General features: G+C 70.1%; 22 protein-coding genes and 1 riboswitch. Of the genes, 7 read left to right on the top strand and 15 right to left on the bottom strand.

The annotated features are described in order from the left end of the window. Nucleotides 1-47: 47 nt before the first annotated feature. On the top strand, nt 48-716 hold the full coding sequence (locus tag ACZ6SF_RS26085) for an NADPH-dependent F420 reductase (RefSeq protein WP_466065319.1): 669 nt from the start codon (nt 48-50) through the stop codon (nt 714-716). Between the two features lie 9 nt (nt 717-725). Here ACZ6SF_RS26085 and ACZ6SF_RS26080 read toward each other — a convergent pair whose 3' ends face one another. From ACZ6SF_RS26080 to ACZ6SF_RS26060, 5 genes are all read right to left on the bottom strand, one after another. Then, nucleotides 726-2354 carry a dipeptide ABC transporter ATP-binding protein gene (locus ACZ6SF_RS26080; RefSeq protein WP_466065318.1) on the bottom strand — a complete coding sequence of 543 codons (1629 nt, stop codon included), beginning with the start codon at nt 2352-2354 and terminating at the stop codon, nt 726-728. Nucleotides 2355-2377: 23 nt separating this feature from the next. Then, complete coding sequence (locus ACZ6SF_RS26075; RefSeq protein ID WP_466065316.1) at nt 2378-3241, bottom strand: ABC transporter permease; 864 nt, start codon at nt 3239-3241, stop codon at nt 2378-2380. Further along, the gene (locus ACZ6SF_RS26070) at nt 3238-4197 is read right to left on the bottom strand and encodes an ABC transporter permease (protein WP_466065314.1); all 960 of its coding nucleotides are present in this window, start codon (nt 4195-4197) and stop codon (nt 3238-3240) included. Before ACZ6SF_RS26070 ends, ACZ6SF_RS26075 begins: the two co-directional genes overlap by 4 nt. Before the next feature lie 6 nt (nt 4198-4203). Beyond that, on the bottom strand, nt 4204-5772 hold the full coding sequence (locus ACZ6SF_RS26065) for an ABC transporter substrate-binding protein (RefSeq protein ID WP_466065313.1): 1569 nt from the start codon (nt 5770-5772) through the stop codon (nt 4204-4206). Between the two features lie 68 nt (nt 5773-5840). Beyond that, on the bottom strand, nt 5841-6806 hold the full coding sequence (locus tag ACZ6SF_RS26060) for a TauD/TfdA dioxygenase family protein (RefSeq protein ID WP_466065312.1): 966 nt from the start codon (nt 6804-6806) through the stop codon (nt 5841-5843). Between the two features lie 226 nt (nt 6807-7032). Here ACZ6SF_RS26060 and ACZ6SF_RS26055 point away from each other — a divergent pair, with 226 nt between their 5' ends. Beyond that, the gene (locus ACZ6SF_RS26055; RefSeq protein WP_466065310.1) at nt 7033-7704 is read left to right on the top strand and encodes a TetR/AcrR family transcriptional regulator; all 672 of its coding nucleotides are present in this window, start codon (nt 7033-7035) and stop codon (nt 7702-7704) included. Nucleotides 7705-7730: 26 nt separating this feature from the next. Here the strand turns inward: ACZ6SF_RS26055 and ACZ6SF_RS26050 are convergent, their stop codons facing one another. The 5 genes from ACZ6SF_RS26050 to ACZ6SF_RS26030 all read right to left on the bottom strand — a co-directional run bounded on the left by ACZ6SF_RS26050 (nt 7731) and on the right by ACZ6SF_RS26030 (nt 13551). Beyond that, nucleotides 7731-9488, bottom strand: coding sequence for an alpha/beta fold hydrolase (locus ACZ6SF_RS26050; RefSeq protein WP_466065309.1), 1758 nt, complete (start codon nt 9486-9488; stop codon nt 7731-7733). 69 nt (nt 9489-9557) lie between these two features. Continuing rightward, the gene (locus tag ACZ6SF_RS26045; protein WP_466065307.1) at nt 9558-10112 is read right to left on the bottom strand and encodes a TetR/AcrR family transcriptional regulator; all 555 of its coding nucleotides are present in this window, start codon (nt 10110-10112) and stop codon (nt 9558-9560) included. Between the two features lie 66 nt (nt 10113-10178). Further along, on the bottom strand, nt 10179-11444 hold the full coding sequence (locus ACZ6SF_RS26040; RefSeq protein ID WP_466065305.1) for a diguanylate cyclase domain-containing protein: 1266 nt from the start codon (nt 11442-11444) through the stop codon (nt 10179-10181). Between the two features lie 26 nt (nt 11445-11470). Then, nucleotides 11471-12280, bottom strand: a complete 810-nt coding sequence (locus tag ACZ6SF_RS26035; protein WP_466065304.1) for an SAM-dependent methyltransferase — start codon at nt 12278-12280, stop codon at nt 11471-11473. Between the two features lie 203 nt (nt 12281-12483). After that, nucleotides 12484-13551: an NAD(P)H-dependent amine dehydrogenase family protein gene (locus ACZ6SF_RS26030; protein ID WP_466065303.1), complete on the bottom strand. Its 1068-nt coding sequence runs from the start codon at nt 13549-13551 to the stop codon at nt 12484-12486. A 466-nt stretch (nt 13552-14017) separates the two neighbouring features. Between ACZ6SF_RS26030 and ACZ6SF_RS26025 the strand changes: the two genes are divergently transcribed. Continuing rightward, nucleotides 14018-14464, top strand: a complete 447-nt coding sequence (locus ACZ6SF_RS26025; RefSeq protein WP_466065302.1) for an NUDIX hydrolase — start codon at nt 14018-14020, stop codon at nt 14462-14464. A gap of 52 nt (nt 14465-14516) precedes the next feature. On the opposite strand, the gene ACZ6SF_RS26020 is transcribed toward ACZ6SF_RS26025, so the two are convergent. The 3 genes from ACZ6SF_RS26020 to ACZ6SF_RS26010 form a co-directional block, all read right to left on the bottom strand. Next, a complete protein-coding gene (locus tag ACZ6SF_RS26020) occupies nt 14517-14849 on the bottom strand; it encodes a DMT family transporter (protein ID WP_466065300.1) in 333 nt (110 codons plus the stop codon). Nucleotide 14850: 1 nt separating this feature from the next. Then, nucleotides 14851-15165, bottom strand: a complete 315-nt coding sequence (locus ACZ6SF_RS26015; RefSeq protein ID WP_466065299.1) for a DMT family transporter — start codon at nt 15163-15165, stop codon at nt 14851-14853. Nucleotides 15166-15175: 10 nt separating this feature from the next. After that, nucleotides 15176-15242: riboswitch (guanidine-III (ykkC-III) riboswitch) on the bottom strand. A 55-nt stretch (nt 15243-15297) separates the two neighbouring features. Beyond that, entirely contained in the window at nt 15298-16335 is a 1038-nt protein-coding gene (locus tag ACZ6SF_RS26010) for a DMT family transporter (RefSeq protein ID WP_466065298.1), read from the bottom strand. Between ACZ6SF_RS26010 and ACZ6SF_RS26005 the strand changes: the two genes are divergently transcribed. Beyond that, entirely contained in the window at nt 16334-17749 is a 1416-nt protein-coding gene (locus tag ACZ6SF_RS26005; RefSeq protein WP_466065297.1) for an aminotransferase-like domain-containing protein, read from the top strand. The genes ACZ6SF_RS26010 and ACZ6SF_RS26005 overlap by 2 nt on opposite strands. 43 nt (nt 17750-17792) lie before the next feature. Here the strand turns inward: ACZ6SF_RS26005 and ACZ6SF_RS26000 are convergent, their stop codons facing one another. Next, nucleotides 17793-18359: a peroxiredoxin-like family protein gene (locus ACZ6SF_RS26000; protein ID WP_466065296.1), complete on the bottom strand. Its 567-nt coding sequence runs from the start codon at nt 18357-18359 to the stop codon at nt 17793-17795. A gap of 71 nt (nt 18360-18430) precedes the next feature. On the opposite strand from ACZ6SF_RS26000, the gene ACZ6SF_RS25995 reads away from it, so the two are divergent. Next, nucleotides 18431-19039 carry a TetR/AcrR family transcriptional regulator gene (locus tag ACZ6SF_RS25995; RefSeq protein WP_466065294.1) on the top strand — a complete coding sequence of 203 codons (609 nt, stop codon included), beginning with the start codon at nt 18431-18433 and terminating at the stop codon, nt 19037-19039. A 37-nt stretch (nt 19040-19076) separates the two neighbouring features. Here ACZ6SF_RS25995 and ACZ6SF_RS25990 read toward each other — a convergent pair whose 3' ends face one another. Then, a complete protein-coding gene (locus ACZ6SF_RS25990; RefSeq protein WP_466065292.1) occupies nt 19077-19301 on the bottom strand; it encodes a FitA-like ribbon-helix-helix domain-containing protein in 225 nt (74 codons plus the stop codon). A 288-nt stretch (nt 19302-19589) separates the two neighbouring features. On the opposite strand from ACZ6SF_RS25990, the gene ACZ6SF_RS25985 reads away from it, so the two are divergent. Together ACZ6SF_RS25985 and ACZ6SF_RS25980 are read left to right on the top strand one after the other, a co-directional pair. Further along, a complete protein-coding gene (locus ACZ6SF_RS25985) occupies nt 19590-20762 on the top strand; it encodes an aminoglycoside phosphotransferase family protein (protein WP_466065291.1) in 1173 nt (390 codons plus the stop codon). A 317-nt stretch (nt 20763-21079) separates the two neighbouring features. Next, nucleotides 21080-22309, top strand: a complete 1230-nt coding sequence (locus tag ACZ6SF_RS25980; protein ID WP_466065289.1) for a cytochrome P450 family protein — start codon at nt 21080-21082, stop codon at nt 22307-22309. Nucleotides 22310-22812: the final 503 nt, after the last annotated feature.

Genomic DNA, 22812 nt, shown 5'->3' with positions numbered 1-22812 from the left:
CTACCGTAGCTCTCGCACGTAATACGCGGTGACGGAGGAGTTCGACGATGCGGATCGCCATACTGGGAACAGGACATCTCGCCGAGGCTCTCGGCGCCCGCTGGGCGCGGGCCGGGCATCGGCTCACGGTCGCCGGGCGAACACCGGAGCGAGCGGAGCAGCTGGCCGCGCGACTGGAGCACGCCGCCCATCCCGGCGCCGCGGCCACCGAAGCGTTCGCCCGCGGCGCCACTCCCCGGGAAGCGGTTCGCGGGGCGGACGCGGTGTTGCTCGCGGTGCCGTGGGATGCGATCGACGCGGTGATCGAAGCGGCCGGCGGCAGAGACGGGAACTGGGCGGATCTGCCCGTTATCGACCCGACCAATCCGGTGGCCCACGGGGTGGGCGAGGTGCTCACCCCGCCGGGCGTGTCCAATGCCGGGCGGATCGCCGCCGCCGCGCCGGGAGCGCACGTGGTCAAGGGTTTCCATCTGGTCCCGTCCACGCACTGGGGTGCGGCCGGCGCGGAGACGACGGTGGTGTTGTGCGGCGACGACCCCGCAGCGCTGGATACCGTGGCGGCACTGGTCCGCGACGCCGGCGCCGCGCCGGTGGTACTGGGACCGCTGACCCGGGCCCGGCAGCTGGAGGAAGCGGCCGGTCTGTTCATCGCGCTGGCGTTCGCCGGAGTGGACGCCCGGACCGTGGTGCCGGCGTTGCCACCGGTCCGGGCATGAACGCGGGCGTCAGACCGCGACGGGTTCCCGATGCGCGCCGGGGCGGTATGACGGGTCCGGAACCGGGACGGCCGCCACCAGTGCCCGGGTATACGGGTCGCGCGGAGTGCCGAACACCGCGCCGACGGGCCCGGTTTCGACCACCGCACCCGCGCGCAGTACCGCCACCCGGTCGGCGACCCGGTGCACCACGGCCAGATCGTGGCTGATGAACAGGCAGGCGAAACCGAGTTCGCGCTGGATCTCGGTGAGCAGATCCAGGATCTCGGCCTGGACGGAAACATCGAGAGCGCTGGTGGGTTCGTCGGCGATGAGCAGCCGTGGCGCGAGCGCGAGCGCGCGGGCCAGCGCGACCCGCTGCCGCTGACCGCCCGAGAGTTCGTGCGGCAGGCGGTCGGCCAGTGCCGTGGGCAGCCGGACGGCGTCGAGCAGTTCGAGCACCCGGCGGTGCCGTGCGTCCGGCGATCCCTGCCTGTGCACATCGAGGGGTTCGCGGATCGCGGCCCCGATCCGCAGCCGGGGGTCCAGCGAGGTCGCGGGGTCCTGCTGGACGAAGGCCAGACCGCGCCGGACGCGGCGCAACCGCCGCGGCGGGAGGGCGGCGAGATCGTGACCGTCGAATCGCACCCGCCCGGTGGTGAGCGGCACCAGACCGGCCGCGACCCGGCCGAGCGTCGTCTTCCCGGAACCCGATTCACCCACCAGCCCGAGGACCTCGCCGCGACGCACGGTGAGATTCACCGAGTCGACGGCCCGGAAGGCCGGGGTGGGCCGCCGGGCCGGGTAGGTGACCACGGCATCGGCGAATTCGAGCACGATATCGGAATCCGGTCCGGCGGCCGGTGTGGCCGCGGCCGCGGCGGGCAGCCGGGGCACCGCCGCGAGCAGCGACCGGGTGTAGGGATGGGTGGGGGCGTCGAACAGCGCACGCGCGGAACCGGTTTCGACGACCTGCCCACCACGCATCACCAGGACCCGATCGGCGTGCTGGGCGACGATCCCCAGATTGTGCGTGATCAGCAGGACCGCCATCGCGGTGCGAGCGCGGATGCGGTCGAGCAGCGCCAGGATCTCGGCCTGCACGGTGACATCGAGGGCGGTGGTCGGTTCGTCGGCGATCAGCAGATCCGGATCACCGGCCAGGGCCAGCGCGATGGCGACCCGCTGTTTCTGGCCGCCCGAGAGCTGATGCGGGAAATAGTCCACCCGGCGGTCCGGATCGGGAATCTCGACCTGCTCGAGCAGATCGACGGCCCGCACCCGGGCCTCGGCCGCCGAGATCCCGCGGTGGGCCCGGATCGCCTCGCGCAGTTGCCAGCCCACCCGCCGCACCGGGTTCAGGGCGGTCTGCGGTTCCTGCTGGATCAGGGCGATCCGGGTGCCACGCAGCCGGTTCAGCTCCGGTTCGGCGGCGCCGATGATCTCGGTCCCCTCCAGCGCTACCGATCCGGCTACGCGGGCGGCGGCCGGCAGCAGACCGATGATCGCGCGGGCGGTCATCGATTTACCGGAGCCGGATTCGCCGACCAGCGCCACGACCTCGCCGCGATGTATCCCGAACGAGACGCCGCCCACGGCGGGTGCGTCCGGATCGAAAGCGATGCGCAGGTCACGGACATCCAATAGGGCAGTGGGCACCGGGAACTCCTCGAAGAGACGGGTCACCCTCGCCGCGACCGGGCGGCGAGTGCTTGGGAGATCAGCAGCAGTCCGAGGACCAGCAGCAGGACCACGGCCAGCGGACCGGCCACGAACAGCGGGGAGTAGTAGGCGTTCTGGGTGCCCTCCTCGATGAGCGACCCCAGCGACGGTGCGGGCGGCACGATCCCGAGACCGAGGAAACTCATCGCGCCCTCGATGAACACCCCGGCCGACATCGCCAGCGCGAGTTGCACGGTGAGTGGTTCGAGGCAGTTGGGCAGGATATGCCGCCGCAGGATCCAGCCCTCGCCGGCGCCGATCGCCCGGGCCGCTTCCACATAGGGCGCCTGCCGGACGGTGAGCGCCGAGGTCCGGGTCAACCGGCCGAACACCGGGATCTCGGCGAGGGCGATCACCAGGCCGATCGTCAGCACGCCCGGACCCACCACCATGGTCAGCGCGATGGCCAGCACGAGGGCCGGGAAGGCGAGCAGCAGGTCGAACGTCCGTTGAACGGCGGTATCGAGCCGGTCGAAACGGGTGGCGGCCAGGCCGAGCGCGGCGCCGGTGACGGCGCCCAGCGGAACCGCAAGGAAGATCACCAGCAAGTCGATCCGGATCCCGTACAGGGTGCGCGAGAAGATATCGCGGCCCACCGAATCGGTACCGAACAGATGCTCGGCGTCGGGCGCCAGCAGGACGGCGCCGGGTATCTGCTGATCCGGCGCGTAGGGCGCCAGCCACGGGGCGAACAGCCCGGCCACCGCCACGACCGCGACCAGGACGACCCCGGCCAGGCCGCGACCGGTACGCAGGCCCGACCACGGGCTCACCCGGTCGGCGGCCGGAGTTGCCGCCTTCGGCAGTGTGGTCACCGTGCTCATCGCGATCCCGCCAATCGGATCCGGGGATCCAGCCAGGCGTTGGCCAGATCGGTCGCCAGCTGGATCACCACGAACAGCGCCACCGAGAACAGCAGCATCACCTGCACCACCGGATAGTCACGGGCGCCGATAGCGCGTTCGATGAGATACCCGAGCCCGGGCCAGGCGAATATCACCTCGACCAGGACGGCGCCGCCGAGCAGATGGCCGATCTGGATACCCAGCACGGTGACCGTGGCGGGCAACGCGTTCGGCAGCACCTGGGTGAAGACGATGCGCCGCCGCGGGATTCCGAGGGCGCGGGCCGTGATGACATACGGTTCGGCCAACTGGGTGCGCAGTGCTTCGGTGAGGAACCGGGTGAGCGCGGCCGCGATCGGCAGGGCCAGGCATACCGCCGGCAGCACGAGGTACTGCGCCGAGATGCCCAGATCGTCGAGGAAACCGCGGCGGGGAATACCACCGGCGGGCAGCACCATCCACACCACGCCGAACAGCACCACCAGGATCGCGCCGGTGACGAAATTGGGAACCGCGACGGCCAGCGTGCCGAATACCGTGACCGCGCTGTTGAGCCACGGCCGGTCGGTGATCACCGAGACGGTGCTCAGGACGAAGGCGAGCAGTACCGCGATCAGCAGCGCCGCTACCGCGAGGATCAGCGTATTGCCCAGGGCGTCCAGGACCAGGGTGCCGATATCGCCACCCAGGATGAGCGAGCGCCCGAGATCGAAACCCGCGATATCGCCGAGCCAGGACAGATAGCCGCCGACCGGGGAACCGGTGAGCCCGAGTTCGGCGCGCAGCGCCGCCAGCGACTCCGGGGTGGCGTCCGGGCCGGCCAGGGTCAGCGCCGGATCACCGGGGACCAGCCGCAGCATCGCGAAGACCAGAACCGAACCGGCGAACAGGACCAGCAGCGCCGACGGAATCCGGCGCAGGGTGTAGCGCAGCATCACCCCTCACCCGCCCAGGTAGGCGTCGGCGAGCTCGAGCTCGGCTCGTTTGGACCAGGCCACCCCGTGCACACCGCCGGCCATCAGCAGATCGTTCTCGAAGCCGACCAGTTCGATGACGAACGCGTTGTCGAGCAGTTCGGTATTGAACCGGTGATAGGCGGCGGCCGCCTCGGGACTGCGCGGATCGACGATCGCCCAGGCCGCCTCGACCGCGCGGCGATAGTCGTCGTCCGCGAAATTCGAGGCGTTCTTCTGCGGATTGAACGGATACGCGCTCGTCGGGAGCGTCGCGGGGTTGAACTGCGCGTAGGTGTGCGCGGTGATCCACAGCCCCGGATAGGTACCGCCGATGAGACGTTCGATCGTCGTCGCGTAATCGAGGGGATCGAGCCGGGTTTCGATACCGGCCGCGGCGAGATCGGCCTGCACGATCTGGGCGACCGCCTCGGTTTCGGTGGAACCGGTGGTGTAGCTGATCGGGATGACCGGCAGATCGCCGGCCTCCGCGACCAGGGCCCGGGCCCGGGCGGGATCGTGGCCGTAGGCGGTGTTCAGCCCGGCGTCGAAGGCGGGGGAGTATTCGGGCCAGGGCAGCGCGTCGATGGATCCGTGACCCCGGTAGACATCGGCGAGGATCCGCGCGCGGTCCACGGCGTGCGCGATGGCGCGGCGCACCCGCACATCCTGCAGGCCCGGAGCCCGCACATTCGCGCCGATGTACCAGTTGGCGCGGACACCGGTCTGCGGGACCACCCGGAAGGCCGGGTTGCGGGCCAGGGCGTCGGCGTCCCGGGGACCCGCGCCGAGCAGCAGGTCCAGCTGGCCGGAGCGCAGCTGGGAGATCCTGGTCTGCGCGTCGGGGACCACGACGTATTCGACCCCGTCGAGGTGGGGTCTGCCGCCCCAGTAGTGCTCGTTGGCTGTGAAGGTCATCGACGCTCCGGGTTTCCATTCCACGAACCGGAAGGCCCCGGTTCCGTTGTAGCCCTTGCCGGTATCGAAATCGGCGAGGGTGAAGCGGTCGATGATCGGCACCACGGCGAGCAAGTCGACCACGGTGCCCGCCGGCCGGGCGAGCCGCAGCGTCAGCCGGTGCGGATCGCGGATGTCGTAGCCGGTGATGAGCGCCGCGGTACGGGCCAGCTGTCCGGCGCGCCGGGGCTCGGCGTAGGTGGTGAGGCTGAACTGGACATCGGCCGCGGTGAAGGGCCGGCCGTCGTGGAAGGTGACATCGTCGCGCAGGGTCAGGTCCACGGACCGGCCGTCGCCGGAGATCCGCCACGATTCGGCCAGCGCGGGTCGCGCTTCGAGACTTTCGGCCGGATAGGTGAGAAGGGTGTCGTAGACCAGACCGGTGAGCGTGGCCTGGGCGGGTGCGCCGGAATACAGGCTGGCCGGGGCGAAATCGCCGTTGTTGCCCACCCGCAGGGTGCCGCCCTCGGTGACCTCCGTGCCGGAGCGGGCCTGTTCGACCGCCGATCTGCAACCGGTCAGGGCGAGCGCGGTGGCGAAACACAGTGCGGCCGTCACCCAGAGGGATCGGCGGAGCCGGAGCGGGTGTCGGCTGAACACGGACGGGTCCTTTCGGGGGCACGCGGACCGGCCGTGATGATTCGGCGGCCGGTCCGCGTGACGGAGTATCAGGAATCGAAGCCCGGGAACCGGTCGGCCGGATCGATGATCGAGAAATGGGAGGCGTCGCCGGTGCGGATCCGGCTGGTGCTGCCGTCCAGTGCGACCGGGACGTCGCCGGCCAGCGTCACCCGGTGCACACTGCGCTTGTGATCGCCGAAATCGGCGATCCCGTAGTGCTGGGTGGCGCGGTTGTCCCAGATCACCAGATCGCCGGGGGTCCAGTTCCAGCGCAGGGTGTTCTCCAGCCGGGTGATCCGTTCCTGCAGGAACTGGAAGATCGCCGCGGATTCCGAGGACTTCACCCCGATGAGGTTCTTGACGAAATGGCCCAGCAGCAGGGACTTCTCACCGGTCTCCGGGTGTACCCGCACCACCGGATGCTCGGTTTCGAAGATGATGCGGGTGAAATTCCGCATCCGCTCCTCGGCCGGACCGGTGCGTTTCGGGTCGCTGCCGGTGATGCCCGCGTAGTCGTATTCGTTGCTGTGCACGGCCCACAGGTTGTCGGCCAGCGCCTTGAGCGAATCCGGGAGCTGTTCGTAGGCCGCGACGGTCGAGGCCCAGGTGGTCGCCCCACCGTAGGGCGGGATATCGACGGCGCGCAGGATCGAGGCCTTCGGCGGGCGGTCGATGAAGGTGACATCGGTATGCCAGCTGTTGGCGGCGCCCTCGATCACCAGCGTCCGGTTGTCCTCGGAGGTAAGGGTCGGATGGGTGGTGGTGGGGGTGCCGAGGGTCGAGGCGAACCGGTACTGCTCATCGTCGTCGAGATGATGCTGACCGCGGAACACGATCACCTTGTGCGCGGCCAGGGCGTAGCGGATCGCGTAGGCCGTCTCCGCGGAGATGTCCCCGGTGGCGCGCACGCCCTCGATGAGTGCGCCGATGTGCTCGCCGAGTTTGGTGACGGTGAGACCGCCCGCGGAGTAGATATCGGCGGCGGCGACAGGACGGCTTTCGGTGGTGGTCACGAGTTTCCTCCGAGATCGGTGCGACGGTGGCGGCCCGGTCGGACGCGGCGGCGGACGGCCGCGAGGTGGTCCGGTGTGGCAGGTACCCGAGAAAAAGTAATAGCGAGCCATTAATTTGCGAAGGCATCCGATCGGCCTGCTCGCTTCCCTTTACAAACCCGGCGGCGTTCGGTACGACGGCAGCGTCAGATGTCGATCACCCGCTTCCGGATTGGGCCGAATACCGATGACCGCCAGACGCGGCCGCTACAGCGCCGGAGAGGAAACCCGGGTGCTGCTGATCGAAACCGCCGAGCGCCTGTTCGCCCAGCGCGGCTACGAGGCCGTCACCCTCGCCGAGATCCGGGCCGCCGCGGGGCAGCACAACTCCTCGGTGATCGGCTACTACTTCGGGTCGAAGGCGAATCTGCTGCGCGCGGTGTTCGACCATCGGCTGCCCGTCATCAATGCCGAACGCGAGGCCCTCATCGGGGAACTGAGCCGCTCCGGCGCGGAATTGACCACCCGGGAGGCGCTCTGGGCGCTGGTGCTGCCCCTGGTCGACAGTGTCCGGCGCGGCCACCATTACGCGGGGCTGCTCGACCGGCTGCTGGAGGCCGAGATACTCGACAGCGCCTTCCATTCCGCGGACCCGGAGGTCACCACCAGCGGCTTCACCGTGAACCGCGTGCTGCACGCGGCGCTGGACCGGTTACCGTCCGAACTCGGGCACCGCCGGGTGCTCATGGTGTACGCGAGTGTGATGCGCACACTGGCCGGTTTCGGCCGGTCCGGAAGTTATCCGGACGAGGCCGCCCTGGCGGATCTGATCGACGCCTGGGACGGTCTGCTCAATGCCCCGGCGACCGGCCGGATGATCCGGCGCGGTGCCGGCGCCTTACCGGGTGACGTGCGATAGGGCGGTCCGGCCATCGCCCCCCGGGGCTATCCGGTCGGGGCATCGACTTCCTCGAAAGAGCGCTGTGCCGAGAGTAATTCGGCGGCCACCCGGTCGGGGTGTGTCAGATGGGGATAGTGTCCGGCGCCCTCGATCACGGTCACCGGGAACCGCATCCCCACCCCGGACGGGCCGCCGGTGAGCGCGCTGTCGAGCGGATCGTCGGAGCCGACGACGATCCGGATCGGCACCGTTACCTCCGACAGCAGGTCGCGAGCGCCGGCGCGGCGGCGTTCGCGGCTCGCGGCCCGCAGTGCCGCGACGGTCCGGCGCGCCACTCCCGGGCGGCGCAGCGCCGCCCGCGCGCTGTCGACGGCCGGGCCGTCGGGGACGCCGAGCAGCCGCGCGAGCCGGGCCGGGGGCAGCCGGCGCAGCAGGGCGGCCGTGAACGGCATTCCGAACAGGCGGGACGCGCGGGGTTGCAGGAAAGCCGGGGCCAGAAGTACGACGCCGGAAACGCGATCGGGGTGGGCTTTCGCATAGCGCAAAACCGGGAGGCAGCCGAGAGAATGGCCCACCAGCACCGGACGTCCGGGGATCGCCGCCAGGAATTCGTCGAGGCGGGAATCGGGCACGGGGGCCGAGCGGCCGAGGCCGGGTAGATCCACGGCCAGGGTGGGCCGGCCGGTGAGCTCCCGGACGGCCCGCCAGGCCTCGCTGTCGGTGGGAAGCCCGTGGAGCAGGACGAATTCCGGTGCCCGGCGGTAGCCTTCCGTCCACAGCCCGCCGTGGAATCCCGCTTCCGGATCCGCCGCCGTCGTCCCGAAACGGCTGCTCACCAGATGATCCGCCCAGGCGCGCAGTGCCGTCGCGGCCGGGGGCATGACGAGACCGGCGGCAGCCGCCACGGCTTCCGCCGCGGAGGTGTCGTAGCGGTCCTCGGCGATGAAGGCCAGCCGCTCCCGGTCGACACCGGTCACCCGGCGCGGCAATTTCTCGACCAGCCCGGCCGGGACGGTGATCCGGGGTGCGCGCACGCCGAGATGCGCGGCCAGCAACCGGACCATCTCGGGAAGCGGCGGACTCGACGGGTCCAGCACGGTGAAGGACCGTCCCGCCGTATCCGGCCGGGTCGGAAGTGTTCTCAGGAAGTCGACGAAATAGTCGAGGTCCACGATGGGCAACAGGGTCCGGGAAGTGCCCGGTAGCGCGGACAGCCGCCCTTCCCACAGGTCTCGGACCAATTCGGCTAATCCGATGTACTGCCCGGGACCGATCACCGTGCTGGGATCGGCGACGGTCAGCGGAATTCCGGCCGCGGCGGCGCGTTCGCGCAGTACCGCGTCGCCCTCGAATTTCGACGCACCGTAGGCGCCTACGCGGTAATCGTGTTCGGCGGAGTCGGGCACGGTCACCCGGTAGCCGGTGATGTGGACCAGCCGGCGTAATCCGGATCGGCGCGCGGACCATTCGAGTATGCGCAGCGCGCCGTCGATATTGACCGCTCGGGCCGCGTCCGGATCGGCGCCGAAGGCGAACAGCGCGGCGCAGTTGTACACATCGCGGACGCCGTCGAGTCCGGCCGCGCGGCCCAGCTCGCCGAGTTCCGGATCGGTGATATCGCAGGCGTACACGGTCAGCGCGGCGCGCGATACACCCCGCGTATCGAGATAGGTGGTCAGCCGGTCTCCGGTGCCGGGGCGGACGGCGGCGGCGACGGTATGCCCCGTGGTCAGGAGCCGGGCGACGAGTGCGCGGCCGATGAATCCGGCGGCGCCGAAGACCGCGGTATCCGGTGTGGTCATTGTCCTAGTCCTAACTAGACTGGTCTACATATTCTGTGACGATGCGAAAAGCTGTCGAAAAGCCTTCTGTCAGAGCATGGTTCGCGCGACGCGCGCCACGCTGTCCAGTGGTGCGCGGCTGCGCTGTGCCTGCGCGAGTACCAATCCGCCCTCGATGAGGGCGAGCAGCGCGACCGCGAGATCATCGGCGTCGGAGCGGCCGGTGGCCCGCAGGATGACACCGAGGGCCTGTGTCCACCGCTCGTACACCTCGGCGCAGGCGCGCTGCACCGTATCGTTGTCCCCGGCGACCTCCAGGGCGACCGTGGCGATCGGGCAGCCGCAGACCCAGCCCGATTCCTCGAGCCGAGCGCCGAGCAGCGTGATCAGATCGGTGATCACGGCGGCCGGATCGGTCATATCGGCATCCCGGATCGCCGCCTCGATCGATCCCGTGGACCGGGTGACCGCCGCCGCGACCAATTCGTCCTTACCGCCGGGGAAGTGGAAGTAGAGCGAACCCCGCGGGGTGTCGCTGTCGGCCAGTATCTGATTGAGCCCGGTGCCGAAATAGCCGCGGCGCTCGATCGACGCGCGGGTCGCCTCGATCATCCGCTGCCTGGTTTCGGCACCTTTCGCGCTCATGGAGAAAAAGTAGACCGGTCATCATATTAAGTCAAGGGGTCACCTGTCCCGCCTCGAACGGCGTGCTCAAGCGCGGGACCGGGTGGTCTTGTTGCGGTACATGGCGGCATCGGCGGCCTGCATGGCCTCGTCCACCGCCGTGGGCGCGTCCTCGAGATACACGGTGCCGATACTCGCGCCGACGCCGATGGTCTGGCGCCGCACCGTCATCGGCGCGGTGAGCGCCGTGCTCAATTCGTCGCGTAGCGCGGTGAGCCGGTCGGTGCCGGCGCATTGTTCGATCATGACGATGAACTCGTCACCGCCCAGGCGCGCGGCGATTCCGTCCGCCGCCTCCACCACGCGGCGCAGCCGGGCGCTCACCGTGCGCAGCACCTCGTCGCCCACCGAATGGCCCCACCGGTCGTTGACCTCCTTGAACCCGTCCAGGTCGAGGTAGGCCACCCCCACCGGCGGGCGCGCGGCCGCCAGCCGGTCGAAGAAATGCCCGCGATTGGGCAGTCCGGTGAGTTCGTCGTGGTTGGCGTCGTGCCACAGCCGCGCCGCCAGTTCGCGGCGTTCGGTGACATCCACCGCGACGCCGATCAGGAACAGCACCTCGCCGCGGCGGCCACGGACCGCCGACATGGACAGGTCGATCCCGGCGGTCGAACCGTCGCGGCGAAGGTGGTCTATCTCCAGGCGGAAACGATCGATACTGCCGGTCAGCAGATGGGTCATCCGGGTGTAGGCGGCGCCGATATTGGCCGCGCCGATCAGTTCGACCACCGTGCGGCCGGGCATCTGCTCGACATCCAGGCCGAGCATATCGGCGAACGCGGTATTGGCGTCCAGGACCCGGCCCCCGGTGTCGACCGTGCCGATACCCACCGAGGCGCCGGCGAATACGGCGGAGAAGCGGGCCTCGGACAGTTCGCGGCGCCGGTCGGCCTCATGGGCGGCCGCCAGGGCCGCGGCCAGTGTGACCTCCTGCTCCAGCAGTGCCGCCGACCGCAGCGCGTCGGTATATCCCGTGGCGAACTCGGCCGCCACCTCGACGGCCCGCTCGTCGATCCCCGCGGTCCCGACGCCTTCCCGGCGGATATGGCCGGCCATCGGGCCCAGGATCACCGGCAGGGTCCGCCCCGCGACCCGGGGATCCCGATAGTTCACCGCGACCAGTGCCGCGGCCGCCGACTGCGCGGCCTCGGGTGGGCGGTGACCCCGCAGGGCGTCGAGCAGTTGGCCGGTGAGCGTGGTCAGCAGGTCCTCGATCCGGTCCCGGGTCAGCGTCGGCGCCACCGTTCCGTCCAGCGCGTCCGCCCACTCGGCGGCGAGGTCCCGTGCGCGCACCCGAATCCCCTACCGCGCCGCGGCCGTCAGGCCTTGCACGCCACACCGGCCAGTCCGAGCGACCGGCCCGGCGCCTCGTGCCGGTCGCGCTCCGATTCCGGCCGCCACAAGGGTAGTTCGGCCACCCCCGGATCCACCAGTTCCCAGCCGTCGAACAGGGCGGTGATGGCGGCGCGTGAGCGGAACTGGATCCCGACCTGGTTACCGGTGGCCGAGGATTCGTGCAGCCGTTCGGCGTCGTCGGGGCGCAGCGCGGAGGTCAGATGGGAGAGGGCCACGTAACTGCCCACGGCCACCGCCTGCCGCAGGGCCGCGACCCGGGCCGCGGGGAGATCCTCGTCGGTCAGCAGGTGCAGCACCGCGAAGAGCAGAACCCCCACCGGCCGTTCGAAATCGAGCAGCCCGGCCGCGCGTACCCGGCGCAGCAGTTCGTCCGGATCGCGCAGATCCGCTTCCAGGGCGCCGCAGTGGTCGTCGCCCACCAGGATCGCGCGGGAATGGGCGACCGCGATCGGATCGATATCCACATAGAGCACGCGGGCCCGGGGGTCGCGTTCCCGCACGATCTCGTGCACATTGCCGGCGGTCGGGATACCGGAACCGATATCGAGGAACTGGGTGATACCGCGGTCCAGCAGAAACCGCACCGCCCGCCGCAGGAACGCCCGGTTGCTCAGCGCCAGCCGGGGCAGATCGGGCACCAGCCGGCTGCCGCGTTGCGCGGCCATCCGGTCCACCTCGAAATTATGCGACCCGCCCAGTAGCGCGTCGTACATCCGCGCCGGGCTCGGCTGGGTCATATCCACACCCTCGGGCGCCCATCCCGGCCTGTCCATCTCGTCCCCTCCGCGTTCGCGGTCCGCGGACCGACGGGTCGCGGGGGACGCTGCGGCCGTGCGGATGACTCCTGTGCCGCGCAACGGGTCCGTCCGCTGTGCCGCGCTCGCCGCCGGACGGCCCCGGACGGCGCTGTGCGAATAGTAGCCGCTGCGGGGCCGTGCGACCGGGTGCCGGGGCCGGGGAGGAAAGTCCGGTGTGGTTATCCGATTCCCGGTACGACCCCGCGCGGCTGGATCAGCGGGAGATCGTTGTAGGTGACGATGCCGGGCTCGGCGGCGACCACCGCGGGGATCGCGTTGATCACCGGCATCGCGGTCATGATGTGCCCGAGGGTCATGAAATCGGCGATGGTCTCGGCCTGGAAATCCGGGGGCGGCAGGAAACTCACGATGTTCTTGACCGTCGGGCGGCCGTCCACCTGCAGCACCCAGCCGTCCTGGTCGATCTTCCAGTCGGGTTCGAGGGTCTGGCCCTTACGCCAGCGCACCGTCAGTTCCACCAGCGTGCGGCCGCCGGCCAGACCTTTCCAGGAGGCGAAGACGCCGGCGACGCAACCCGCCGGAATGGTCCACGATCCGAGGTCCAGATCGGCCGTGGTCTGCGCGAATTCGGCATCGCAGCGCACCTCGTCGAGTTCCACGCCCAGCGCGTCGGCGATGAGACGGACCGCCTCACCGAAGACGGCGGTGCCCTCGGCGGCCATCGCCGGGAGGTCCGGGCGGTCGATCGGCTCGCCGAAACCCACCGGCCGCTCGGTCGCGGGCGAATCGTAGAAGGTGGTGTCGGCCGCCTCGCTCACCGTGACCTTGTCGACCCGGTCGCAGATTCCCGCCGACACGATGGCCAGCAGGTTGACGAACCCGGGGCTGATACCCGATCCGAAGATGGTGGCCCCGCCGCGCCGGCAGGCCTCGGCGATCCGGTCCCGCCCCGGCCCCTGCCGGTGGCCGGTGATGAACGAGGCGCTGGAGACCACATCGACGCCGGCGGCCAGGATGCGGACCAGTTCGTCGACATCGATCCACATGGGGTTGTAGACCACACAGTCCGGCTTCAGGGCCAGCAGCGCGTCGATATCGTCGGTCGCGGCCAGCCCCAGGGGGTCCAGTCCGCACAGCTCACCGATATCGCGGCCGACCTTGTCCGGCGACCACGCGTAGCAGCCGACGAGTTCCAGCGTCGGGTTCGCGACGATCGCGCGTACCGAGCTCTTACCGACATTGCCGGTCGTCCATTGGACGACCCGGTAGCGACGATCCTTGGGCACGCGCTCAGCATAGGGCGGCCGGTGTCGTTTCGGAACGAAACCTGTCATATCCGGAGAACGGGATTCTCGAACCGGTGGCACCGGACCTATCGGGCGTATCGGACCCGGGGTGGGCGAGGGCGCGCCGCCCGGCGCTGAGGTTTGCGTCACAGTCGCCGGGAGTCCCGGGTGGCGGGAGGCGCAGGCGCGCACGCTGCTTCGGCGCGGACCGCGCCTGCCCGGGCGCCGGAGGGCGCCCGGGTGCGATCATGTTGGCGACCAAGAGTGTTCACCTGTTCGACGCGGCCTCGTAGCCGTACGGAAACCGCTGATCGGATCGGCCGCCCAGGGGGACCCGTGAAACCGCGTGAACGCGTTGACTTCCGCCATCTGCTGTCATCTGCCGGTCATGGCACGGTAATATCAAAGTATTCGCCGTCGGCGTGTTACGGCGAGTTCGCCCGATCGAAGGTTGGTGAGGCCATCCATGTCGGTATCGATGTTCGACGAGACCCTGCCGCGTGGAGAGCGAGACGGGGTCGGACTGAGGGTCGGCGCGATCATCGATCGGGGCGGGGAGATCCTATTGCTGGAACTACCCAGCACCGGGCCCATTCGTCCCACGCGGAAGCTGCCCGGAGCCACGGTCGAGTCCGGTGAATCGGTGACCAGCGCACTCGTGCGCGGCGTCTTCGAGGAGACCGGGCTCACGGTGACCGATATCCGCCACCACATCGGTGATTTCGATTATCTGTCGCCCCAGGGCAAACCGGTCCGGCGGCTGCATTTCGCCGTCGAGGTCGCGGCCCACGGTCCGGTGGTCCTGAGCGCGCACGCGCGCTATCTCTGGGCGCCGCTCGGTGCGAAGGATCTGTCGGTGACCTCCTCGATCCAGAAGATTCTCGACACCTATCGCGAGCGGGTCTATCCCTGATCCCGGGAACCGCTGTCCCGGCATCCGATTCGGACGCCGGGACGCGCGGTCGTCATCGTCGCGATTTCTCGTGCGGTAGCAGTTCGAGTCCCAGCACCGCCACCACGATGCCCGCCAGGCAGGCGATTCTGGCAGCGGTGACCAGTTCACCGCCGGCCACCATGGCGTAGCCGACGGTCAGCGCCGTACCCACACCCGTCCAGGTGGCGTACGCGCTGCCGATCGGGATCTCGCGGACCGCGAGTCCGAGCCCGGCCATACTCGCGGCCAGCGCCACGAAGAAGACGATGGTGGCGACGGGCCGGGTGAACCCGTCGGAATGCCCGAGCGCGGTCGCCCAGACGGCCTCGCAGACGGCGCTGGCCAGCAGGATGATCCATGCCATCTCAGCTCACCACCTTCAGGCCCGCCACCGAGGCGATGAGCAGGGTGAGCAGCAGCAGACGGGCCGTGCCGGCGCGCTCGCGTCCGGTGGCGACGCCCCAGACAACGGTCAGGGTCGCGCCGGTGCCGACCCATACCGCGTAGGCGGTACCGGTGGGGAGATCGATCATCGCCCAGGCCAGACCGGCCATACTCAGCGCGAGGGCGACCAGGAAGAGGGCGGTGGGTTTCCAGCGGCGGAAGCCGTTCGACGCCGACAGCGCCGTGGCCCACACCGCCTCCAGCACGCCGGAGAGCAAGAGAACGAACCAGGACATGACAAACCCTTTCGAGTCAGTCTTGTCGCGATGCGGGTACTGCTCCCTCGTCCGCGAGCCCGCTCACCGGGCTCCCCGCGTCCAACGATACCGGCCCACCGCGGATTCCCGTGGTGACTCGAACCACCACCCTCAGCGCGCGATGCCGGGGGCCCGTGCCGGAGGGGTTCCGGGAGTCGCGGGTGCGGGCGGTCGCCGGCGCAACCGGGTGCGCACGGCGGTGCCGGCGCAGCCGATCACCGCGAGCGCGCCGAGGACGGTCGGCCAGGTCAGCGGTTCACCCAGTAACAGCGCCGCCCAGCCGATACTCAGCACCGGCTGGATCAGCTGTACCTGGCTGACCTGCGCCATGGGGCCGAGCGCGAGCCCGCGGTACCAGGCCAGGAAGCCCAGGAACATGCTGACCAGCCCGAGATAGGCGAACGCCGCCCACTGTCCGGGTGCCGCCGACGGGGTTTCCGCGGATACCGCGACACCGCTGAGCGTGATCATGAGCGGCGCGGCGAGCACCAGCGCCCAGGAAATCGTCTGCCAGGCGCCCAGTTCCCGGCTGAGCAGGCCGCCTTCGGCGTACCCGGCCGCGGCGGCGGCGACCGCGCCCAGCAGCAGCAGATCCGACCAGTGCGCACCACCGGCCCCACCGCCCTGGAGCGCGGCGAATACCACGGCGGCGGCGGTCCCCGCGGCCGCGGTGAACCAGAACGCGCGCGGCGGATGTTCCTGGGCACGGAGTACGGCGAGCGCGGCGGTGGCGGCCGGGAGCAGGGCGATGACCACGGCGCTGTGGCCGGCCGATGCCTCGGTGAGCGCGAAGGTCGTCAGCAGCGGGAAACCGATCACCACACCCGCGGCGACGATGCCCAGCCGCAGCCACTGTGCCGTGCTGGGCAGCGGCTGGCGGTAGTAGGCGAGGGCGGCGGCCGCCGGGACCACCGCCACCACCGCGCGGGCGGCGGCGATGAACAACGGGGACAGGCCGTCGTCGGCGACGGCGTGTTTGGTGAGGGGAACCGTGAGCGAGAACGCCGCGACACCGAGCAGTCCCCAGGCGGGTCCGGCCCACGTATTCGACGCCGCGGGGCGCTGCGGTCGCACGGGTGTCCGCGGTGGTGCCGGGGAGCGTGATAGCACCGGGGTCCGGGAGGCGATAGCGCTACTATTGTCTCTCATGTTCAACGATAGCAGTTCGCGGATTGTCGCGGATCTGCGCGAGTGGATCGCGGCCGCGCCCCCGGGCGCCCGGCTGCCGTCCACCCGTGTGCTGGTGCGGCGGTACTCGGCCGGCCCGGTCACCGTGCAGAAGGCGTTGCGAACGCTGACCGCGCAGGGGTTGATCGAAAGCCGTGCCGGGATCGGGACTTTCGTTCGCGCGGTGCCGGTCGCCCGATCCGCCGACTACGGCTGGCAGACCGCTGCCCTCGGCTCGCCGCGCGGCCACGGGTCGCGCATGTTCAGCGCGCTGCGGACCATTCCGAACGATAGGATCGCGCTGCATTCCGGCTATCCGGACCGGGAACTGCTTCCCGAGCGCCTGGTCCACGCCGCGTTCACCCGGGCCGGCCGGGGCGATGCCGCGGTGAACCGCCCGCCCAGTGCCGGGCAGCCGGATCTGCAGGCCTGGTTCGCCTCCGAACTGGCCGCGCTGGCCCCCGCCGGAATCATGCCCCCGGCGCCGAGCGACGTGGTGGTGTTCCCGGGCAGTCAGAGCGGCCTCAACACCACCTTTCAGGCGCTGGTCGGGCCGGGGCGGCCGCTGCTGGTGGAATCGCCGACCTATTGGGGCGCGATCCTGGCCGCCGCCCGGGCCGGGGTCCGGGTGGTGCCCGTGCCCGGTGACGCGCAGGGTCCCAGGATCGAGGAGCTGGTCCGCGCCTTCCGGCAGACCGGAGCGCGGGCGTTCTACGCCCAGCCGCATTTCGCCAACCCCACCGGGGTGCAGTGGGCGCCGGAGCGGGCCGCCGAGGTGCTCGAGGTGGTGCGGGACAACGGGGCGTTCCTGGTGGAGGACGACTGGGCCCACGATTTCGGGATCGACTCCGTGCCCGTACCGCTGGCCGCCCGGGACGACGCGGGGCATGTGGTCTATCTCCGCTCGCTCACCAAGAGCGTCTCCCCGGCGGTCCGGATCGCCGCCGTGGTCGCCCGGGGCCCGGCGCGGGAGCGGATCGTCGCGGACGCGCAGGCGGAGTCGATGTATGTGAGCGGGCTGTTGCAGACTGTCGCCCTGGATATCGTCACCCACCCCGGCTGGCGCACCCATCTGCGGAGCCTGGCGCAGCGGCTGGCCACCCGCCGCGATCTGCTGGCCGGCGCGGTGCGCGAGCACATCCCGGACGCCCGCCTGGAGGTGGTGCCCCGGGGTGGGCTCAATCTGTGGGTCCGGCTGCCCGACCGCACCGATCTGGCGCGACTGGTCCGGGACTGCGAGAACGACGGTGTATTCGTCGCGCCGGGCGACGAATGGTTTCCGGCCGAACCCACGGGTGAGTACCTGCGGATCAATTTCTCCGGACCCAATCCGGGCGCCTTCGCGGAGGGCGCCCGGATCATCGGGGCGGCGCTCACCCGGCAACTCGGCGATTAGAGCCGCCGGTCGCGGCCGCCGGTCACCGATATCGGCACGGTGATCAGGTGGGTTCCGCCGCCGGGCGACCCGCGGCGAGTTCCAGCAGTACGTCGACCGGCCACTGATCATCGGCGTGTACGCCGTATTTCGCGGCGAGCACGGCGCCGCCGGGGGCGATCAGGAAATCGGCGGGCAGGCCCAGGCGGCCGCCCTCGGCGTGGGCCGGGGGCGCGGGCCGGGAACGGTCGCGGGCGGCCGCCAGTTCGACGCCCACCGATCGCGCGATCGCCGGCCACGCCCGCGGATCGAGCAGGGCGCGGGCGCCGGATTCGACCCCGAATTCGCGATACAGCGTCCGCTGCGGGTCGGCGACCACGTCCAGGCCGAGATCGTCGGTGTATTTGCGGAGTTCCGCGGCGGTGGAGTGGAAGACGACCACCTCGTGGATCCCGTGGGCGCGGATCTCGGCGTGCCGGGCGACGACCGAGCGCAGGTGCAGATTGCAGACGGGACAGCCCGCGAAACGCCGGAACTGCAGGTGGGTGAGCAATTCGGGATGGGGGACCGCGACCGGCTCGCCGGTGGTGGTCAGGAGGGTTCGGGCGGGAACCGGATCGGGGAACGACACGGGCGGACTCCTTTAGGTGTACAACGTACGCTTACAAACGAGTATGCGCGTATCCAGTACGCTGTCAACTCGTGCCCAGACCGCGCTCGCTCACCGAGGACGACGTGGTGGCCGCGGCCCTGGCGGTCCTCGACCGCGACGGACTCGAAGCGCTCACCATGCGGGCCGTGGCCGGTGAACTCGGCATGGCCACCATGGGGCTCTACCGCTACGTCGCCGATCGGCGGGCGATGGAGGTGCTCGTGGCCGACCGGGTGTTCCGGACGATCGACCTGACCCTGCCCGATACCGCGTGGCCGGACCGGATCCGCGTGCTCATGGACCGGATCCGTCTCGCGGTCGCGGGACATCCGGCCGCGGTGCCGCTGGTGCTGCGGCACCGTCAGGCCTCACGGGGCGCCCTGCGCCTGATCGACACCGTGCTCGGCGTGCTCACCGACGGCGGGCTGACCGGGGTGGACCGCGTGATCGCGCAGCGCGCCCTCATCGCCTATGTGCTCGGATTCCTGCAGAACGAGCACTACGCGGCCCTCGCGGGCGCGGGTACGGCTGCCATGGCCGCACTGCCCCCCGGCGAGTTCCCGTTCCTGGCGCGTACCGCCGCCGACGCGCGGACGGTGACGCCCGACGTGGAATTCGGGCGCGGGCTGGATGTGGTGCTCCGCGGGCTGGGCGGTTGAGCGGCCGCGGAGACGGTGTGGACGCGACGGCGGCCGGTTACCGCCCGGGATCCGGATGGTCGCCGGTGGAATCCGGATCCTCGGATTCCGTGGGATCGCGCACCAGCACCGAACCCAGCCGGGTCCGGTGCGGGGGCGGTGTCACCGCCGCTTCCAGGATCGCCAGGATCTCGTCCTCGACGCCGCGGCCGTGATCGCCCGCGCGGACCTGCAGGGCGCGGTACACCGCGTCCGGTACATGTCGAACAGATAGCGTCACCATGAGAGCGCGTCTTTCGTCGACAGTGGTCGGTGCCCCGATTATATTTCCGCCGCCCCCGGCACCCGGCCGCGGAGCGGTTTCGTTCCGATATCGAGTCACCGGGAATCCGATCCGGTGAACCGGCATGCCGCCACCGGGCGCGACCCGTAACGTATGCGCCCGAAAGTCGTTCCCGCGCTGCGGATACGGCTGCGCGCCGGGCTTCTTCCGGTGCGACGGGAAGGCCGGGCCGGGTGGTCCGGCAGCGGTGCGCGGCGGTTCGCGCGCGCGGAGCAAAGTGAGGCGGAAATGAATCACAAACTCTGGTTGCTCGGCCGGCTGGTGGCGGTCGGGGGGCATATCGCGGGGGAGAAGCTCACCGGGCACCGGGCGCGGACCATCGACGACGTGCCCGCCTCCGGCGCCGCGCTGACCACCGAATGGCTCACCGCGGTGCTGTGCCGCGATACGCCCGGCGCGCAGGTGCTCTCGTTCGAGCTCACCGACGCCAGTAGCGGTACCTCGACCCGGGTGGCGATCCGGGTGGAGTACAACGAGGCGGGTCTGGCGGCCGAGCTGCCGCGCGCGTTGTTCGCCAAGACCACCACCTCGCTGAGCCAGCGCATTCTGCTGGGCGGCGGCAAGATGATCGACGGTGAGACCCGGTTCTTCCGGGATTTCCGGCCGAAGCTCGATATCCAGGCCCCGCTCGGCTACTGGGGCGCCTCCGACGACGCCTCGTGGCGTTCCATCGCGCTGATGGAGGATATCGCCGTGACCCGCGGCGCCGTGTTCAGCGAGCCCACCGCCCCGATCGGCCGGGCGGAGATGGAGGATCTGGTCCGCAACCTGGCCCGGCTGCACGGCACCTTCTGGGAGGATCCGGCGATCGAGGTCCTCAAGACCACCAACGAGGCGTTGCGGGCCTACCTCGCCGCGATCGATATGAAAACCCGCTGCGGGGTCGGGCTGGAGCGGGCCGCGGAAGTGGTCCCCGAGGCGCTGCACGGCCGCGCGGACCGGTTGTGGGCGGGCGTCGAACGGGCCGTGGACCTGGCGACCCGGGAACTGCCGCACACCCTGCTGCACGGCGATCCGCATATCGGCCAGACCTACCGCACCGCCGAGGGCCGGATGGGGTATGTGGACTGGCAGGTGGTGATGCGCGGCGGCTGGGGTCACGATTTCGCGTACACGGTCAATTCCGGATGCGAACCCGAGGACCGCCGGGATTGGGCGCCCGATCTGCTGCGGGCCTACCTCGAGGAGCTGGCCGCCGCGGGCGGCCGGGCGCCGTCCTTCGACGAGGCGTGGCTCGTCTACCGGCAGCAGTCGATGTTCGCCTACGCCGCGTGGGCCTTCACCATCGGCCGGGCGGCCTATCAGCCGGAGATGCAATCGCGGGAGACCTGCCTGACGCTGATGCACCGGATCACCACCGCGGTGCACGACAACGAATCGCTGGACGCACTCGGAGTCTGAGCGGGAGCGGCCGGGCCGCGGGGGTCCGGCCACTCGCCCCCGGGGCCGCCGCCGCGCCGCGCGAAATGCGATCGGACCAGTCCAATCGAGCCGAAAAGCGCGGCTGTACAACATGATTCGAAATCGATCAGATGTAATAAGTGTGTCGTACCATCGCCAGGTTCCGGCTCGAGTCGGCAGTATCGCAGGAGGAGGCTCGAACCGGTGCAGGTCGCTGGAAAACCAGTGACCCCGCAATACGACGGCATGGAGTCTCGTCCTTGACTACCTCGGATTACAGAAGGCACGCACAGGCCCCGCTCGTGCACGGCGCACCGGTGGATTCCGATGATCCCCGGGTACCGCTCTACGTTCCCGAGTTCGCGGCCGATCCGCACCGGGTGTACCGGGAGTTGCGGCGGCGCTACGGGTCCCTGGCACCGGTGGAGCTGGCCCCGGGGGTGCCGGCGACCCTGGTGATCGGATATTCGACCGCGCTGAAGGTGCTCAACGATCCGGACCGCTTCCCGGCGGATCCGCGGGTGTGGCAGAAGGATATTCCGGCCGAATGCCCGATCCTGCCGCTGCTGGAGTGGCGCCCCATGGCCAGCCGGTGCGCCGGGCAGGAGTTCCTGCGCTATCGCCAGGCCATCACCGCGAGTATCGACGAAGTGGATATGTACGCCATCCACAGCGTCGTCTCGAATATCGCCGGCCCGCTGATCAATTCGTTCTGCCGTGACGGCGCGGCCGAGCTGATCCAGCAGTACGTGTTCCCGCTGACCTTCCAGGTGATGAACTATCTGCTCGGCAGCCCGCCCGAGATCGGCCATCAGGTGGCCGCCGGGATCGCCGCCATGCTCGAGGGAGTGGACGCCGAGGAGGGCAGCCGGTTACTGGGTGAGGCCCTGATGAATCTGGTGCTGCTCAAACGTGCCGAACCCGACAGCGATATGACCTCGGTCCTGCTGCAGCATCCCGCCGGACTCACCGAGGAGGAGGTCTCTCACCATGTCTCGCAGGTCTACGGAACCGGGATCGAGTTCGAGCTGAACCTGATCGTGAACACCCTGCTGCTGATCCTCACCGACGAACGTTTCGGCGGCAGCGTCCTCGGCGGCAACCTCACCTCTCGCGACGCCCTCGACGAGGTGCTGTTCAACGACCCCCCGCTGGCGAACCTGCTCATCACCTATCCCCGGATGCCCATCCTGCTCGACGACGTCTGGCTGCCCGCGCACCAGCCCGTGGTGATCAGCATGGCCGCCTGCAACAACGATCCCAAGATCCGGTCCTCCGAGCTCACCGGTAACCGCGCCCATCTCGCCTGGGGCCTGGGCCCGCACGCCTGCCCCGCCCAGTCGCTGGCCTACATGATCGCCGAGGGAGCCATCGACGAGTTGCTGGACGCCCTACCGGAGATGCGGGCAGCCTTCCCCGACGACGAGCCCGTATGGCGCCCCGGCCCCTTCCATCGCTCCCTGTCCGCCCTGCCGGTCACCTTCCCGCCCGGCGCCCCCCTGCTGGGCCACGACGACCCCGCCCTACCCCCCGCGCTCCGCGCCTGACGTCACCATCGAGGTCCGTGCGCGGGCCCGGCATACCACCGGCCCCGCGCACAGACCCCCGATCCGATACCCCGCCCCCACTGACCCCCGCCGGCCCGGCCCACCCACCGGCGAGCCCCCGCCCGCCCCCAGATCCTTCAAGCCCCCCGCGGAAAACACCCCCCATCCCAACCAACCGCCGAGGTGCAAACAAGACCAGAGAGACTCCATACCCAGGTTCAGCGAATGCTCACCCACCGGCCGCCTACCACGAGAAGTGTGCCGGATCAGGATCACCCCGGAACTGTCCAGGGTTCGGCCCGCGCCTGCTGTCAGCACTCGAAGCGCATGCGGCGCAGCCGCGAGTCTCGAGTGCTGACAGCAGGCGCTCAGGAGGGCCGAACCTCGAGCAGCGGAGCTGCTCCCAAATTATTGAATCCGGATTCAAGTTCGATTACCGTCGGGAGCAGCGAACGGCTGCCCCGGCGCATCGAGTCGCGCCCCGAAGATCGGAGTTCTGAGTG

The sequence above is a fragment of the Nocardia sp. NPDC049935 genome (genome assembly GCF_055586645.1).
This window is presented reverse-complemented; position numbering and strand designations above follow the sequence as displayed.

Excerpts from the sequence above, each read along its gene's own strand:
- ACZ6SF_RS26085 (WP_466065319.1), top strand. The coding sequence starts at position 48 with ATGCGGATCGCCATACTGGGAACAGGACATCTCGCCGAGGCTCTCGGC.
- ACZ6SF_RS26075 (WP_466065316.1), bottom strand. The coding sequence starts at position 3,241 with ATGAGCACGGTGACCACACTGCCGAAGGCGGCAACTCCGGCCGCCGAC.
- ACZ6SF_RS26070 (WP_466065314.1), bottom strand. The coding sequence starts at position 4,197 with ATGCTGCGCTACACCCTGCGCCGGATTCCGTCGGCGCTGCTGGTCCTG.
- ACZ6SF_RS26055 (WP_466065310.1), top strand. The coding sequence starts at position 7,033 with ATGACCGCCAGACGCGGCCGCTACAGCGCCGGAGAGGAAACCCGGGTG.
- ACZ6SF_RS26050 (WP_466065309.1), bottom strand. The coding sequence starts at position 9,488 with ATGACCACACCGGATACCGCGGTCTTCGGCGCCGCCGGATTCATCGGC.
- ACZ6SF_RS26045 (WP_466065307.1), bottom strand. The coding sequence starts at position 10,112 with ATGAGCGCGAAAGGTGCCGAAACCAGGCAGCGGATGATCGAGGCGACC.
- ACZ6SF_RS26035 (WP_466065304.1), bottom strand. The coding sequence starts at position 12,280 with ATGGACAGGCCGGGATGGGCGCCCGAGGGTGTGGATATGACCCAGCCG.
- ACZ6SF_RS26025 (WP_466065302.1), top strand. The coding sequence starts at position 14,018 with ATGTCGGTATCGATGTTCGACGAGACCCTGCCGCGTGGAGAGCGAGAC.
- ACZ6SF_RS26020 (WP_466065300.1), bottom strand. The coding sequence starts at position 14,849 with ATGGCATGGATCATCCTGCTGGCCAGCGCCGTCTGCGAGGCCGTCTGG.
- ACZ6SF_RS26015 (WP_466065299.1), bottom strand. The coding sequence starts at position 15,165 with ATGTCCTGGTTCGTTCTCTTGCTCTCCGGCGTGCTGGAGGCGGTGTGG.
- ACZ6SF_RS26005 (WP_466065297.1), top strand. The coding sequence starts at position 16,334 with ATGTTCAACGATAGCAGTTCGCGGATTGTCGCGGATCTGCGCGAGTGG.
- ACZ6SF_RS26010 (WP_466065298.1), bottom strand. The coding sequence starts at position 16,335 with ATGAGAGACAATAGTAGCGCTATCGCCTCCCGGACCCCGGTGCTATCA.
- ACZ6SF_RS25990 (WP_466065292.1), bottom strand. The coding sequence starts at position 19,301 with ATGGTGACGCTATCTGTTCGACATGTACCGGACGCGGTGTACCGCGCC.
- ACZ6SF_RS25985 (WP_466065291.1), top strand. The coding sequence starts at position 19,590 with ATGAATCACAAACTCTGGTTGCTCGGCCGGCTGGTGGCGGTCGGGGGG.